General features: G+C 58.4%; 14 protein-coding genes and 2 pseudogenes. 15 read left to right on the top strand and 1 reads right to left on the bottom strand.

Going from position 1 to position 13884, the window contains the following annotated elements; genetic code table 11:
* Positions 1–11 precede the first annotated feature (11 nt).
* The 10 genes and pseudogenes from O3306_RS12670 to O3306_RS12625 form a co-directional block, all read left to right on the top strand.
* A complete protein-coding gene (locus O3306_RS12670) occupies positions 12–713 on the top strand; it encodes a GntR family transcriptional regulator (protein ID WP_272007847.1) in 702 nt (233 codons plus the stop codon).
* Positions 710–2431, top strand: a complete 1722-nt coding sequence (locus O3306_RS12665) for a thiamine pyrophosphate-binding protein (RefSeq protein ID WP_272007844.1) — start codon at positions 710–712, stop codon at positions 2429–2431. The genes O3306_RS12670 and O3306_RS12665 overlap by 4 nt, the downstream gene beginning before the upstream one ends.
* Before the next feature lie 28 nt (positions 2432–2459).
* The gene (locus O3306_RS12660; protein ID WP_272007842.1) at positions 2460–3392 is read left to right on the top strand and encodes an SMP-30/gluconolactonase/LRE family protein; all 933 of its coding nucleotides are present in this window, start codon (positions 2460–2462) and stop codon (positions 3390–3392) included.
* A gap of 562 nt (positions 3393–3954) precedes the next feature.
* Positions 3955–5148, top strand: a complete 1194-nt coding sequence (locus O3306_RS12655; protein ID WP_272007839.1) for a tyrosine-type recombinase/integrase — start codon at positions 3955–3957, stop codon at positions 5146–5148.
* The gene (locus O3306_RS12650) at positions 5145–5915 is read left to right on the top strand and encodes a hypothetical protein (protein WP_272007837.1); all 771 of its coding nucleotides are present in this window, start codon (positions 5145–5147) and stop codon (positions 5913–5915) included. Before O3306_RS12655 ends, O3306_RS12650 begins: the two co-directional genes overlap by 4 nt.
* Positions 5916–5987: 72 nt before the next feature.
* Positions 5988–6170, top strand: a complete 183-nt coding sequence (locus O3306_RS12645) for a helix-turn-helix transcriptional regulator (RefSeq protein WP_272007834.1) — start codon at positions 5988–5990, stop codon at positions 6168–6170.
* A gap of 158 nt (positions 6171–6328) precedes the next feature.
* Positions 6329–7252: a DUF7146 domain-containing protein gene (locus O3306_RS12640; RefSeq protein ID WP_272007831.1), complete on the top strand. Its 924-nt coding sequence runs from the start codon at positions 6329–6331 to the stop codon at positions 7250–7252.
* Positions 7239–8714: a YfjI family protein gene (locus O3306_RS12635; protein ID WP_272007829.1), complete on the top strand. Its 1476-nt coding sequence runs from the start codon at positions 7239–7241 to the stop codon at positions 8712–8714. The genes O3306_RS12640 and O3306_RS12635 overlap by 14 nt, the downstream gene beginning before the upstream one ends.
* Complete coding sequence (locus O3306_RS12630; RefSeq protein ID WP_272007826.1) at positions 8711–9010, top strand: hypothetical protein; 300 nt, start codon at positions 8711–8713, stop codon at positions 9008–9010. The genes O3306_RS12635 and O3306_RS12630 overlap by 4 nt, the downstream gene beginning before the upstream one ends.
* A gap of 670 nt (positions 9011–9680) precedes the next feature.
* Positions 9681–10143 (top strand): annotated as a pseudogene (locus O3306_RS12625) (transposase); the annotation flags it as partial.
* Here O3306_RS12625 and O3306_RS12620 read toward each other — a convergent pair.
* Positions 10123–10293, bottom strand: a pseudogene (locus tag O3306_RS12620) (transposase); the annotation flags it as partial. The pseudogenes O3306_RS12625 and O3306_RS12620 overlap by 21 nt on opposite strands.
* Before the next feature lie 163 nt (positions 10294–10456).
* Here O3306_RS12620 and O3306_RS12615 point away from each other — a divergent pair.
* From O3306_RS12615 to O3306_RS12595, 5 genes are all read left to right on the top strand, one after another.
* Positions 10457–10726 carry a hypothetical protein gene (locus tag O3306_RS12615; protein ID WP_272007823.1) on the top strand — a complete coding sequence of 90 codons (270 nt, stop codon included), beginning with the start codon at positions 10457–10459 and terminating at the stop codon, positions 10724–10726.
* Positions 10727–10836: 110 nt separating this feature from the next.
* Complete coding sequence (locus O3306_RS12610) at positions 10837–11538, top strand: hypothetical protein (RefSeq protein ID WP_272007821.1); 702 nt, start codon at positions 10837–10839, stop codon at positions 11536–11538.
* On the top strand, positions 11535–12446 hold the full coding sequence (locus tag O3306_RS12605) for a hypothetical protein (RefSeq protein ID WP_272007819.1): 912 nt from the start codon (positions 11535–11537) through the stop codon (positions 12444–12446). Before O3306_RS12610 ends, O3306_RS12605 begins: the two co-directional genes overlap by 4 nt.
* 175 nt (positions 12447–12621) lie before the next feature.
* Positions 12622–12891, top strand: coding sequence for a hypothetical protein (locus O3306_RS12600; protein ID WP_272007818.1), 270 nt, complete (start codon positions 12622–12624; stop codon positions 12889–12891).
* 283 nt (positions 12892–13174) lie between these two features.
* Positions 13175–13714, top strand: coding sequence for a hypothetical protein (locus O3306_RS12595; RefSeq protein ID WP_272007817.1), 540 nt, complete (start codon positions 13175–13177; stop codon positions 13712–13714).
* Positions 13715–13884: the final 170 nt, after the last annotated feature.

Below are 13884 nucleotides of genomic sequence, written 5' to 3'. Positions count from 1 at the left end.
AGGGGCATCAGATGACCGCAGCCGAACCGCCAGAATTCAAAGTGCGCTCCTTGGCGCACGTGAACCTCACGACCGAGGCTTATAACGAGCTAAAGCGCAATCTTATGACCGGCGGGCTCAAACCCGGCGCCAAGCTGACCATTCGAAATCTGGCCGCTGGCCTCGGGATCAGCCCGACCCCCGTGCGCGAGGCCCTTGTGCAACTGGCCGCCGAGGGGGCACTGACGCAAACCGCCGGGCGCTCGTTTATCGTGGCCCAGCTGGACGTGACCGGCTACGAAGACCTACGCACATTGCGTGAACTTCTTGAGGGCGAGGGCGCATATCGCGCCGCAGAACGCATCAGCGCCGAAACCATCAACACGCTGGCGACCCTCCACACGCAGTTGATCGAAGCGAAGGAAAACGCCGATTTCGCCTCGGCTCTGGCCTATAACCAGCAGTTTCACCTTACGCTATGCGCGGCTGGTGGCTCTCAACGGTTGCTCAAGATCGTCGAAGGGCTTTGGCTTCAGATGGGGCCACTGCTGAATGCCCTTTATGAGCACCGCGAGGCCCCCAGCAATTTAAGCGAGCACCGCCATATCACCTTGATCAACGCGCTGCGTGAGGGGGACAAGGAAACGGCAAGGCGCGCCATTCAGCTGGATATCTCGGATGGAGCAACGCCGATTCTCGCTCATCTGGAAGCCCAGACCAAGAACCGCACATGACCTGGCAACAACTGTACGAAACTCCGGTTCCTGCGGCAGACGCGATCGTAGATGTGTTGGTTTCCGCCGGGATCAAATATGTCTTTGGCCTATCGGGCGGCCATACCGGGCGCATTTTCGGCGCGCTGGAAAAACGACAGGACCAAATCCGTACCATCCTCGTGCGCGAAGAAAGCCTGGGCGCTGTCATGGCGGAAACCGTAGGGCGCATTACCGGTGTGCCAGGGGCCCTGCTGGGACAGGGGCCATGGGTTTTGGGCAATGGTATGCTGGGAACTATAGAGGCGCATCTGTCCTCATCACCGATGCTGTTGCTGACGGATTTCTCCGACACACCCGGATATTCCCTGCACGCGCCCTACCAATCCGGCACAGGCGAGTATGGCAACTGGGACGCCCGGCAGGCATTCGCGGCCATCACCAAACAGGTGTTTACCGCTGACGCCCCGAATCCTGCGGTCATCGGAACGCAACTGGCCATCAAACATGCTCTGGCCGGAACGCCGGGGCCGGTGGCGATGATCTACGGATTGCACGCTCTAGATGGAAACGCAGGCGGTGAGAGCGTGCCACGCCTTTATCCGACCGCCCCATACATCAACGCCGCTAATTCCAGCCTGCCCGCTCTTGGGTCCACCCTGGACATGCTGGGCCACGCCGCGCGTCCGCTGATTATCGCCGGGAACGGTGTCCGCGTCGGAGGAGCCGAAGACGCACTGATGCGGTTCGCAGATAAATCCGGGATTCCTGTCGTGACCTCACCCGCCGGCAAAGGCGTCTTTAGCGACGATTCCCCGCAATCCTGCGGTGTCTATGGCGGCTATGGAAACCCGCTTGCCAACTGCGCGGTGGGCTGCGCCGACGTGATCTTTGCCATCGGCACAAAACTGTCGGCTTCCGACACGGTGCAGGCCGATCCCGATCTGATCGACCCGACACAACAGGCTCTGATTCAGGTCGATATCGAGCCGCGAAACGCGTCCTGGACCCTACCGGCAACACAGACGTTGATCGGCGACGCCGGCAGGACACTGGACGCCATGACCGCCGAATGGTCCGACAGGCCTGCCGTGGATAGCTGGCACCTCTCGTTGAACGCCCCGTTAACCGCCCCGTTACCGTCATCCGCGCCAGGCGCGAAGTCGCTTTTTCCTCACGAAATCATCCACGCGATGCAGGAAACCCTTCCGCCCCAAACCATCTATACCTGCGATGCCGGCGAAAACCGGATATTCATGCTGCATTGCCTGCGCACGCGCGGCTCTGGGAAATTCATCCAACCGGCAGGCGCCGGGCCGATGGGGTACGCTGTGCCCTCGGCCATGGCGCGTAAACTGCTCTCACCCGACAGTCCCGTTGTGGCCTTTTGCGGCGATGGCGGTTTCTCGATGACGATGAATGGCCTCATAACAGCGGTCGAGGCCGAGCTTCCCGTGATTTGTGTGGTGATGAACAACGACGCATTGGGCTGGTCGCAGCATTCGCGCGGACCGTTCGCCACTCAGTTCAGCCGTGTCGATTACGCCGCTATTGCCCGTGGCATGGGTTGCGACAGCTACAACGCGGCCGGGCTAGATGCGCTGAACGACGCCCTGATACGCGCGCTCGAAACGGTCCGCACCCACAAGCGACCAGCCGTGATAGATGTCCAAACCTCAATGGACGTCTCCTTTGCACGACTAGCCTATTCCGAAACGCGCGCGCTCAGCGTTGCCTGAATTGCCGAACCAGCCGGAGATCCCCATCATGACATCATCGCAAATCCGCACCATCACCAAAGGCCTCAGATTTCCCGAAGGCCCGATTGTCATGGAGGACGGCTCGGTCATTCTGGTCGAGATCGCGCGGGGCCAGGTCACGCGCGTGTCAGCCGATGGCACCCAGACCGTCATCGCCAAAACCGGCGGCGGCCCTAACGGAGCGGCAATCGGCCCCGATGGCGCGCTTTACATCTGCAACAACGGCGGCTTTGCGTGGAAGGAAAGCGCCGAAGAGGGTCTGTTGCCCGCAGGTCAGGCGCTGGATTATTCTGGCGGCAGGGTCGAACGCATAGATCTTGCGACTGGTCAGGTTAGCGTTCTCTACACCCATTCTGACAAGGCCCCTCTGAAGGGGCCAAATGACATCGTCTTTGACCAGAATGGTGGGTTCTGGATGACCGACCACGGTAAGGTCCGTGAACGTGAAATGGATCGTGGAGCGGTCTTGTACGGCCGGATCGACGGCAGCGCATTGCGCGAGGTCATTTTCCCCATTCACAGCCCCAATGGCGTAGGCCTGTCTCCCGATGGCAGCACGCTGTGGGTAACAGAAACATTTACCTGCCGCCTTTGGGCCTTCGATCTCGACGCAGCGGGGCAACCGGTTCTCAATCCTACGTTGGGCGCCGCGCATGGCGGTCGACTGGTGGCGTCACCTGACGGGAAACGAGGCTTTGATTCACTTGCAATCGACGCTGATGGCAACATCTGCATTGGCCAGATCTATCGCGGCGCCATCCTTGTGATTTCTCCCTCCGGAGACATCGTCGACGAGATCGCGATGCCCGATCCATTCTGCACCAATATCGCATTCGGTGGAGAGGACATGCGTGATGCCTATGTCACGCTGTCGACCACAGGAGAGCTCGGGCATTTGCGTTGGCCCAGACCGGGCCTCCGCCTTAACTTCAACGCCTAACTGGCCGCTTCTGTGGTTGTCGCCCGCAATGCAAGAAATCTCCAATACTTTTGACGTGTGATCGAGTGCGGTCTTTTGTCAGGCCTTGATGTGCGGCACATTCGGAAACCGCGGGCCGGTATGGAGATCAGCCGATCAGGTCAAAATCTGATGAACGAGTTTTATACTCGTAGCAGTCTACTGGTTTTCCTGAACCAGATCCGCTCGATCATTACGCCGATTCAGATTGTCGTCTTCTGAGGGGGCAAAGGTAACAAATCCACCCGAGTATTGAATCGAAACTAACTGGCAGGATGAACGCTGTGTCAGCGAGCCAAGTCGTACTTTTGATACCCCAGACGTTACCCTGACGCATTCAACTCACGCCCGCCACTTTCAAAACAGCTCTAAGAAATTGATTAATATGGTGCCCCCACACGGAACCAACGCCTTGTTTTTATTCGTTTTTACCTGCCTATTCCTGACTATATCCACCTAAAAATATGGCGATACCTGTCCAATACTGTCTTGTCCCGTTCGGCTCTATCCAATAGCTAAAGGTGGACAATTAGGTGGATAATTTATGCGTGCAACGAACAGGCTAACAGCGGGTTTTCTGAAGTCTCCCCCTGTGGGTCAGTATTGCGACGGGGCTGGGCTCTGGTTTATCAAACGCAAGGATGGTGGGGCGCAGTGGGTTTTGCGTGTGACCGTTCATGGCAGGCGACGGGAAATGGGCCTTGGCGGTTTTCCTGCGCTCGGACTGGCCGAAGCCCGGAAACAAGCGGCGCGCTGGAGGGCCGTTGCCGCGGAGAACCGCGATCCAATCAAAGAACGCGAAGCGGAAAGACGGGCCGCTCGGCGTGAAGATATATCCCTTGCGGTCATTACGACGGATGCGTTCGAAGCGCGCAAGGCCGAACTGAAGGGCGACGGCGCAGCGGGCAGGTGGCTGTCGCCTTTGAACATTCACGTCCTGCCAAAGCTGGGCAAAGTGCCGGTGACAGACCTCGATCAGCGGGACATTCGCGACACCTTGGCTCCGATCTGGCACACCAAGGCCGACACTGCGCGCAAGGCGCTCAATAGGTTGTCCATCGTGTTGAAACATGCGGCCGCTCTCGGCTTGAATGTGGACCTGCAGGCGACCGAAAAGGCAAAAGCGCTTCTGGGCAAGTCACGACATGTTCCAAAGAACATCCCCGCAATGGACTGGCGGGAAGTGCCAGACTTCTACGCCAGCCTTAATGACCCAACGTTGACGCACTTGGCGCTGCGCCTGTTGATTCTAACCGGTGTTCGCTCGGGTCCACTCCGTCATCTGCGCCTTGAACAGATTGATGGCGACATCTGGACCATCCCGGCGGAGGCCATGAAAGGTCGCAAAGGGGCAACGGCGGCTTTTCGCGTGCCGTTGTCTAGGGAAGCCAGGGCTGTAGTCGAGGGCGCAAAGCCGTTCGCCCGCAACGGTTACCTGTTTCCAAACACGCGCGGCGGCGTGATCAGCGATATGACCCTTTCGAGGCACATGGCACGGCAGGGGATGGAAGCACGTCCGCATGGTTTTCGCACCAGCCTGCGCACATGGCTGGCTGAAGCGACCGATGCCCCCCATGAGGTGGCCGAGGCCATGCTTGCGCATGTAACCGATGGCAGCGTTGTGCGAGCGTATCGGCGCACGGATTACCTCGAACCGCGCGCAAAGCTCGCAGAACGCTGGGCGGACCTAGTGACCGGTGGCGCGGGCCAAAAGGTGAAACTGGCGGGAACCGTATGACGTCGGGAAAGCAGCCATCGAAAGACATCGAGGAAACGCAACCGGCAAGAGAAGCCTGGGGTGAGGAACGCGAGGCGCTGCCTTCAGCAGTTTGGGACGTCGCGGCTGCTGTAAGGCTGGTTGAAGCTGTGCGCGAGGCCGGAGGCAGAATACCGGGGCGTTTTCAACATCCATCTGATGAGTCTGACCCGATCTCCATGAATCGTTGGCGAGCCGAGATGAGCGACCTTGCCGACTCGGTGTCGTTTGCATTCTCTTCGGAGGACGCGTGGCCTGATTTGACTATGGCAACTCGGCGCGAGCAGCGGCTGAATGCCCTTGCAGAACTCAGAAGGCAATTCGAAGCCACAAACAGGGTGCTTTCGGAGAAGCCTGTCGTTACCGAAATTCTCAATCTTGAGCTGCCACCGGATTTTCCAAGCGTCGATGAAGCTGTGCAGAAAATTCTTGAGGTAGTCACGGCAACGACGAAGTGGATGGAGAAGGAAGGCAAGCAAAGTGGCAACGCTGCGCCGTTACCCAAATCGTCTTACACTGCTCAGGGCATGTTTCTGCGATCGCTTGCCTCGACATATAGAGAATTCTTCTCGTCTGAGCCGCTAATCGATACGAAGAAAACTTGGGAAGCCTACCAAGGCCCTTTTGTGTCATTTGTGCGCACAGCTTATGCCATCTCAGGCCAAAACAAGACTGACGCGGCACTTACCAAAGCATTGCAAAGAGCATTCACTTCGAAGCAAGGGGACATCAACATCGAATCTGGCTGACGATGTCCCTTGGACCAAAACTACCGAAATCCGCCAGTTTTGGATCATCCGACACACAACAGGATGATCGCAATGCAAACTTATATGACGCTGAAAGAACTGAGTGCCAAGCTGGGAGGTCGCTCGCGCTCGGCCATCTATCTTGACCTTGAAGCGGGCCGACTGCCCAAGCCGATCAAACTCGGTGGCAAGCTCTACTGGCGGGAAAGCGACATCGACACGCACCTTGATGCCCTGCGTAAGGAGGGCAAGTAAGCCATGTCTAAGAGCAAGAACCCGGGCACGCGTGCAGGCGTGGCCCGGGTTGGGAGTGCCTACCAAGCGTTGGCAGCGGGATTTACCTTCATACCACCGATGGATCGAAAAGCACAGCAGGTTTGGCATCCTCACGACTTTCATGGGAGGTATGCGGAATGACCAGTGCACACGAAACAACCCTCATTCTGGGCGGTTCATGGCACGGACAATACGGCACCGCGCCCTGCCCTGTCTGCCAGCCTGAGCGTCGCAACAACCAAAATGCGTTGACCCTTGCCAATGGCGACGATGGCAAGCTGCTGCTGCATTGCAAGAAAGCGCAGTGCAGCTTCACCGATATTCTGGCCGCGTCAGGTGTCGCTCAGGGCAGCTATGACAAGCCTGATCTTGCCGCAACCGCCCGGCGTGCCTCCGAAGCGAAAGAGGCGGCGGCTCAGAAGGTGCGGCAGGCGCTACGCTGCTGGGAGGAAAGTCGGTCCATCAAGGGCAGCTTTGCGGGGTACTATCTGCGCGAGATACGCGGCATTGCATGCCGCCTGCCGGAAACCCTCCGCTTCAATCCATCCTGCTGGCATGGGCCCACCGGCAGGCGGTATCCGGCGTTGGTTGCCTCGGTGTGTGGCGGTGACGCCTTCGCAGTGCACAGGACCTATTTGCGCCCCGGTGGCACGGGCAAGGCTGGGCTGGCTGGGGGCGACAAGCTGATGCTGGGTCGCACCCGTGGCGGCGCCGTGCGCCTAACCGATGGGGCGGGGCCACTAGTGATTGGCGAGGGGATCGAAAGCACTCTTTCGGCATTCCTGCTTCATGGGGTCCCGACGGCACGTGCCTGGGCTGCGCTTTCCACAAGCGGCCTGCGCGGGTTGCGCCTGCCAACTGCGTCCCCGTCCGGATTGGCAGAGACGCACGGGCCGTCGCTGATCCTTGCGATTGATGGCGATGCCGCAGGTCGTGCTGCTGGGCGTGACCTCGCACAACGGGCCACAGGCCTCGGCTGGCACGTCGGCATCATGGACCCCGGCGACGGGATCGACTGGAACGATCGCTTGATGATGGAGGTCCGCCGTGAAAACGCCTGAGATCACGACCTTTGCAGCAGAGTCGCCGACGCCGCTCCTTCGAGAAATACCCGAGGCTGCCTCCTTTCCGGTTTCGGCCCTGGGGCCACTTTGCACACCGGTCGAAGCGATCGCATCTGCGACCGAGGCTCCCAAAGCTTTGTGCGCGGCATCGGTTCTCGCGGCGGCTGCCCTAGCAGCGCAGGGGCACCGGGAAGCTGAAACCCTGAACGGCACCGCGCCCGCAAGCCTGTTTTTACTGACCATCGCGGAATCGGGAGAGCGCAAGTCAACTGCAGACCGCCTCGCGATGCAGGGCGTGCGCGACTTCGAAGCCGAGCTGCGCACTGACTACGATAAGGAACAAGAGCTCTGGAGAGATGCACACGAACTGTGGAAGGCCGACCGCGCAAAGATATTCGCAGACAGGAAAGCCGACAACGCATCGAAGCGCGCCGATCTGCAAGCCCTCGGGCCGGAGTCGACCGCGCCGCTCAAACCGCATATCGTGGCATCCGCGCCCACCATTGAAGGGATCGTGAAGCACCTGCCCGAACTGCGCGCCAGTCTCGGCATAATGACCGAGGAAGGGGGCGCGCTGATCGGCGGGCATAGCATGAAAGCAGAGAACCGGCTCGCTACCTGCGCCAGTTTCAGCGCCATGTGGGATGGCCAACCGCTCGACAGGTGGCGTGCAGGCGATGGCGTCGCAGCCTACGTTGGGCGGCGCTTCTCAGCGCATATTCTGGTGCAGCCGGTTGCGGCGGAAGCGCTGCTTTCGGACCCGATGGCGAATGGGCAAGGACTTCTCGCGCGCTTTTTGGTTTGCCGCCCTGCCTCGCGCATCGGTATGCGTCTGCGTATGGAAAGAGATGCGCTGGCCGAAGCTGAGATTGCGCACTTTGCCATGCGCATTCGGTCGCTGCTCTCCCGCGACTTACCTCTTGCGGACAACAAGCGAAACGAACTCGCGCCACCTGTGCTGCACATGTCGCAAGACGCCCGCGCGGTATTGACCACATTTGCCCGCAAAGTGGAGACAGCGCAGGCTCCCGCTGGTCCCTTCGAGGGGGTGCGCGCCTTCGCCAGCAAGGCCCCAGAACATGCTGCACGCATCGCGGCGGTGCTGACGATCTATGCGGACCCGGAGGCGGAGGAGATGACAGGCGAGACAATGGCCGGGGCGATCGAGATCGCCACCTTCTACGCAAATGAAGCCGCGCGCCTTGCGGATTCGGCAATCGTGCCGCGAGAGGTAGCCGACGCAGAGCGGATGCGCAAATGGCTGCTGGAAAGATGGAAGGAGCCGTATATCTCAGCGGCCGTCGCAACGCAGCGCGGCCCCTTCAAGCTGACGGATCGCAGCCGCAAGGCGCTGCACATGCTGGAAACTCATGGCGCTCTGATCAAGGCGGACGACGCAGAAGTAGACGGCAAGCCACGCAATGAGGCATGGCTGATCGTCCGTGAGTGGCCGTCATGACGTCGTTTACCTTCGATGCAAAGGCCGCGCTGCACCGTACGCAAACGCGGTCACCTCATACTAATCCTCCTATTCTTCCTAATCGAAGCGATTCCGACGGGGCAGGATTTGAGGGATTAGGAAGATTAGGAACGGTGTATCTGCAAAGTCTTGAAATGACGCCCGAGGAGCTCGCGCGCGACTATTGTGAGGAACGTGCCGCAATCCGCGAATATGACGGTGGCCAGGATCGCGCAGAAGCCGAAGCCGCTGCATTGGCAGAAGCGCGCTGCACTTTCCCGGAGGTGGACCTATGAGCTCCGTCTTTCATGCATCGTACAGATTTTCGGTCATCTTCACAGTCAATCCGCGCTCGACTGGAACTGGCCGCAGACCGTAGCGAAAACCAAAGCGCAGAATCGCTTCGGTTGGCACAGCTTGGGTAGCCTGCAGACCGGACACCATCTCGGGTCTAAGCACGGACACAACGACCTAAGAAATGAAGCGGTCGACCTGCCCTTCGAAACGGAAACCACATTTTTGTCCGGGCCTAGAAAGCTAACTCTGGCGGAGGATCAGCCAAATACAACCATTCTATTGTCCGTGGATCCAAAGATCAGCACGCATCCGGACACAAGGAGCGTTTTCGGCGCGGACAAATAGCACAGCCAACTTGGCTCGAGGATGAAATGTAACAAGGCAATGGGGGACCAGAACGTATGTTTTCAGCCAGGCACACCCGCCGAACTAGGGTGCAAAAGCAGATATCGGCCCTACATGAATGCATGGCTCAATGGATGGCGCTACTAGGTCTTACAGTAGTTATTGAAAGCGGGATCGAGCCATAGGGTTTCTATTTAAAAATTGGACCAACTTAGAGAAGACAGTATCAGCCCGCATTCCCCAAGTAACGTAACGATTTCCGCGCTCTGATGCCCACTAACGTGTTATATTTCAGCCTGTTAACTGGGCGGAAGGCGGCGGATTATGGGACACCCGAAGGGTGCGGGCAATACGGATAATGTTCGGCTCGGTTTTGACCGTCGGGTGCGTCTGGAATTTCATGGCTCGAAGATCAGCTCGGATGGCGGATTGCTGCTTTTTCGGGAATCTGGATGAGGTGCTGGGCCTGCACGACATTGCTGACGGGTTGCTGAGAGATACGCGGACGGGTCACAATCGGTTGCACACACTGGTTGGTCTGTTGCGCCAGTCGGTCTTCGGGCGGCTGGCCGGATACGAGGATGTGAATGACGCGGATCGTCTGGCGCGCGATCCAGTGATGCGGCAGGTCGTTGGCGGACTAGCCGTTGAAACCAAGGCGGCGTCGGCGAGTCAGATGGGGCGGTTCAAGACCGAGGCTCTGGCCACAACCGACAATCGCAATGCACTGGCTGATCTGTCTGGACAGTGGATTGACCGGGTTGCCGCCCGAGAACACGTCCGCCATGCCCTCGATGGCCTGCCGTTTCCACGTGCTGACCTGGTTCGGATGCAGCTGATGCTTCGCTGCGATCTCCTGCACGGTCTTGTCGCCGCGCAATGCCTCCAACGCCACCTTGGCCTTAAACTGATCTGTAAAGTTCCGGCGCTTTGCCATGTTCGTATCCCTTCAAAGGTTTGGGATACACCTTAGCTGACTGTCCGATTTTCTGGGACCACTTCAAAGCGGATAGTTATTCAGCAATATTGCCTCGTAATTTTTTTGATTGACTCCATGTTGGTAATGCGGCAATATCACCATATTACCAAAGGAGAGCCCCATGCGGATGACACGCCATGCAACCGCCCGACAGACACAGCGCAACCTGCCGATGGATATTCTCCGGCTCATCCAGTCTTACGGAGAACCGGTTCATTCCCGAGGCGCGCTCTCATTGATGCTGGATGACACGACACTTGACCTGATCGCAGAAGGAGATCTGCGCCGCCGCCAGTCCCTCAGCCGTTACCGGGGAGTGTATCTTGTCGAATCCCACAACGGCACCGTCATCACTGCTGCTCGGCGCACCCGCCGCCAGCACCGCCGCTAATGCAACCTCTACGGAGCAACCAAACCTTGGAACAAAACCTTTCCCTCGCCACGACCCATCTCGGTCGTCTCACCACTGCGCCTGCCGCCGACCAGCTGGACAGCAGGGCCATGACCATCGCCCAGAACGGCGCCCTAAGGGTCGCATATGCGCCCTTCGATCATATTGCCCGGAAAGCCAAACTCGTGATCGTAGGTATAACGCCAGGCCGGGTGCAGGCGACAAATGCCCTGTCGGCTGCCCAAAGCGCCCTTGAAAGTGGTAGCTCTATTTCCGAAGCCCTCGCCGAGGCCAAATTGATCGGCAGCTTCAGCGGGCCACTCAGAGCAAACCTCGTAGCAATGCTGGATGCAATCGGCGTGGCCGAACATCTGGGCGTCCAGACCACCGCCGAAATCTTCCATCCCGGATCGCAGGACGTGCATTTTACATCGGCTCTGCGATATCCGGTTCTCGTCAACGGCAAGAACTACAACGGTGCGCCGGACATGCTGAAAACACCGCTTTTGCGCCGGATGGTCGAAACGCACCTCGCCGAAGAGGCCCGGATGCTGCCTGACGCCCTTTGGCTACCTCTCGGTCCGCGACCTGAAGCAGCGCTTGGGCACCTCGCCCGGCAAGGGCTGCTTGACCGAAAAAAAATCCTGCGCGGACTGCCGCATCCGAGCGGAGCGAACGCTGAGCGTATTGCAGTATTCCTCGGGCGGAAGCCACCTGAACTCGCTTCGCGACAAACGAACCCGGCTAAGCTCCTGAGCGCATTCAAGATGCTCATGGCACAAATGGCCTCTCTCAAGGGAGCTTCGGCATGAGTCAGGCAGCGAATATTCCGCACGACTGGCCCGAGATTGAGGCTCAGGTTCGCGACGCGATTATCGCGATGGCGTCGATACTTCAGAACTTCGGGCCCCAAGACAATGGCGCGACGGTCAACGCGTTTCTCGGCCAGCCGGTCGAGATTGCCAGTCGGGAATGGATGAACCCCGAAGAGATCGAGAGTATCGACATCACCCGGCATGCCCTTCATGGCCATGCGCGCGCAGCTTGGTGCTATGCCTACCAAGTCGACGGTTGGGAAAGTTTCACGCCCGAGCATTGGCATGAAATAGGCTGCGGATTGCTCAGCGGCGGATACGCGCTGAACGACAGTGAAGGCGAACCAACCGGCCTCAACCTCTGGAATGATTTGCCATTGCGGCGGGTCTTCGAAACGGCCTTCGCCCGCTGGAACTGGACCGAGCATGATAGCGATCTGACGGTCCGACAACTGTCGCTTCTTTCTAACATGGCGGAAGCGACCGTGCGCTCATCTCTCAGCAAAGAGGGTTTCAGGTTGGATCCGCCCAATACCGCGGACAAAGACAGGTCGTCTTATACCTTGTCGGCCAATGACGCCCTGCAATGGTTGAGTCGCCGTCGAGGTTTCATTGCGAATGCGACCGGCTCGGCGCCCGACCGCATTCGCATCGCAATACGCGATACGCTTGCCGATCTATCCATCCCATTTCCGACAGCCGTAAAGCGAATAACCGAGCTTGCCGGACTCTCAAGCATGACCGGATCAGTGATAGATCCGGAATGGTATGCCGGGCTGATTGAAGGGCGCGCAGTTGCCCCTGATGTGGATGCCCTAGTAATTCTGGCTGATGCGCTTGATGTTCCACGAGCAGACTTTGCAGCAAGAGGTGTGCGGCACCTTCTTGAACTGAAAAGCGACTGAATCGTCTAAGACCGGCGGAAATGAGGGGACATTCAGGCCCCCTCATTGCGTTTTCTCCGATGAGTTTTGTCTCTGATTTATGGTCATTTTCCCCATTCACAGCCCCAATGGCATAAACGCCCACAAGACGCGTCTGAATGATCTACGGGCCGGATACCTCGCAGAGCGCCGTTCTATGCTCACCTCGCAACAGATCGATCAGGAGCGGCTAAAAGCAGATTGGCGGGAACGCTCCAAGGATCGCGCGCAGGCATATGAAGAGCTCGCGAGACGCATCAAAGCCGCCGAGAGACTCAAAAATGACTACGGCGGTGCGGCCGGTCCAGAGGCATCACGCCGCGCCGTGATCATGGGGCGCTACGAGCGCGCTCTTGAGTTCAGGAAAGCCGCGACAACCCCCAAAAGGAACTCGCAATCTACTGTCCATGCCTTGGCTGACAATTGACCTTTTTCTTTGGAATCGGGCCGCGTATGTTCAGGGGGGGGGGAAGTCCTCTTCATCCATTCAGAAGTGGAAAATTCCAGGTCGCAATGGCCCGGCTCCAGGGGAGAAGGTCAGGTGAACGTGAAGAGGGTCGAACGAATCTGGCGGCCGGAGTGGTCCGGTCAATTTTTTTTGCATGTCTCTTTCTCGCTGTCTTTCACTCTTGTCGGGCGAAAGAAAGGAAAAGTGCCCTTGCAGAGCCTCACACGCAAAGTGCAACTCCGAAAAAACAGGAAGGTCTTTCATGAAATCGTTCTTCGAGGCCAGCGCGCGTGGTGCTCAGAAAATGGCGCAGGCCAGCGCAAAAATGGAGAAGTCGGCCTCTGATCTCAAGCGCAGAACATACGCCATGAAAATTAGAACCAAGGCGCGGCTCAACGAAGAGTGGTTCAGAATGTGCAGGCTCTCATTACGCGCGGCCTTGGATTACGTCGAACACGTAGTCCAGCTGGACGAAAAGCTGAACGCAGACCCTGAACTCAAAAAGATCTTCCTCGAGTTGGATCCAGACTACGGCAAGCAAATGCCCCGGGAACCAGAACCCGCTTGGGTTCGTGCAGGCCGACCCTCCGCACCTACGAGCGCCATGGAAAATCCAGGCGATCCCCTGGAAATGCAGCTGCGCCAGGAAGGATTCGACGAGGCGGTGGTCCAGCACGAAGAACTCATCCGCAGCATCAGGAGGGACCTCGCTCGCAAACCCGCTCTGCGAGAACCCTTCAAGAAAGAACTGGCTTGCAGAGGATTGGGCCAAGTTCTGCGCGAAGAATTTCCCGATTTTTAGAACTTGTTGCACGGATTTATCTGCGCCCTACAATATAGAAGGCTCTGACGACGCGGCGGCTTTTTTGCCTGCGCCCTGCAAAGAGGTGATCACTGAAGTAGGCTTTCGAGCAATATGGATTTCCTACCGTCTATGATCCGGGCTTCATGCGACCTTTCGGGCTGTTTGCA

Origin of the sequence: Roseovarius sp. ZX-A-9 (assembly GCF_028369135.1) — a bacterium.
Taxonomy (GTDB): Bacteria; Pseudomonadota; Alphaproteobacteria; order Rhodobacterales; family Rhodobacteraceae; genus Roseovarius.
This window is presented reverse-complemented; position numbering and strand designations above follow the sequence as displayed.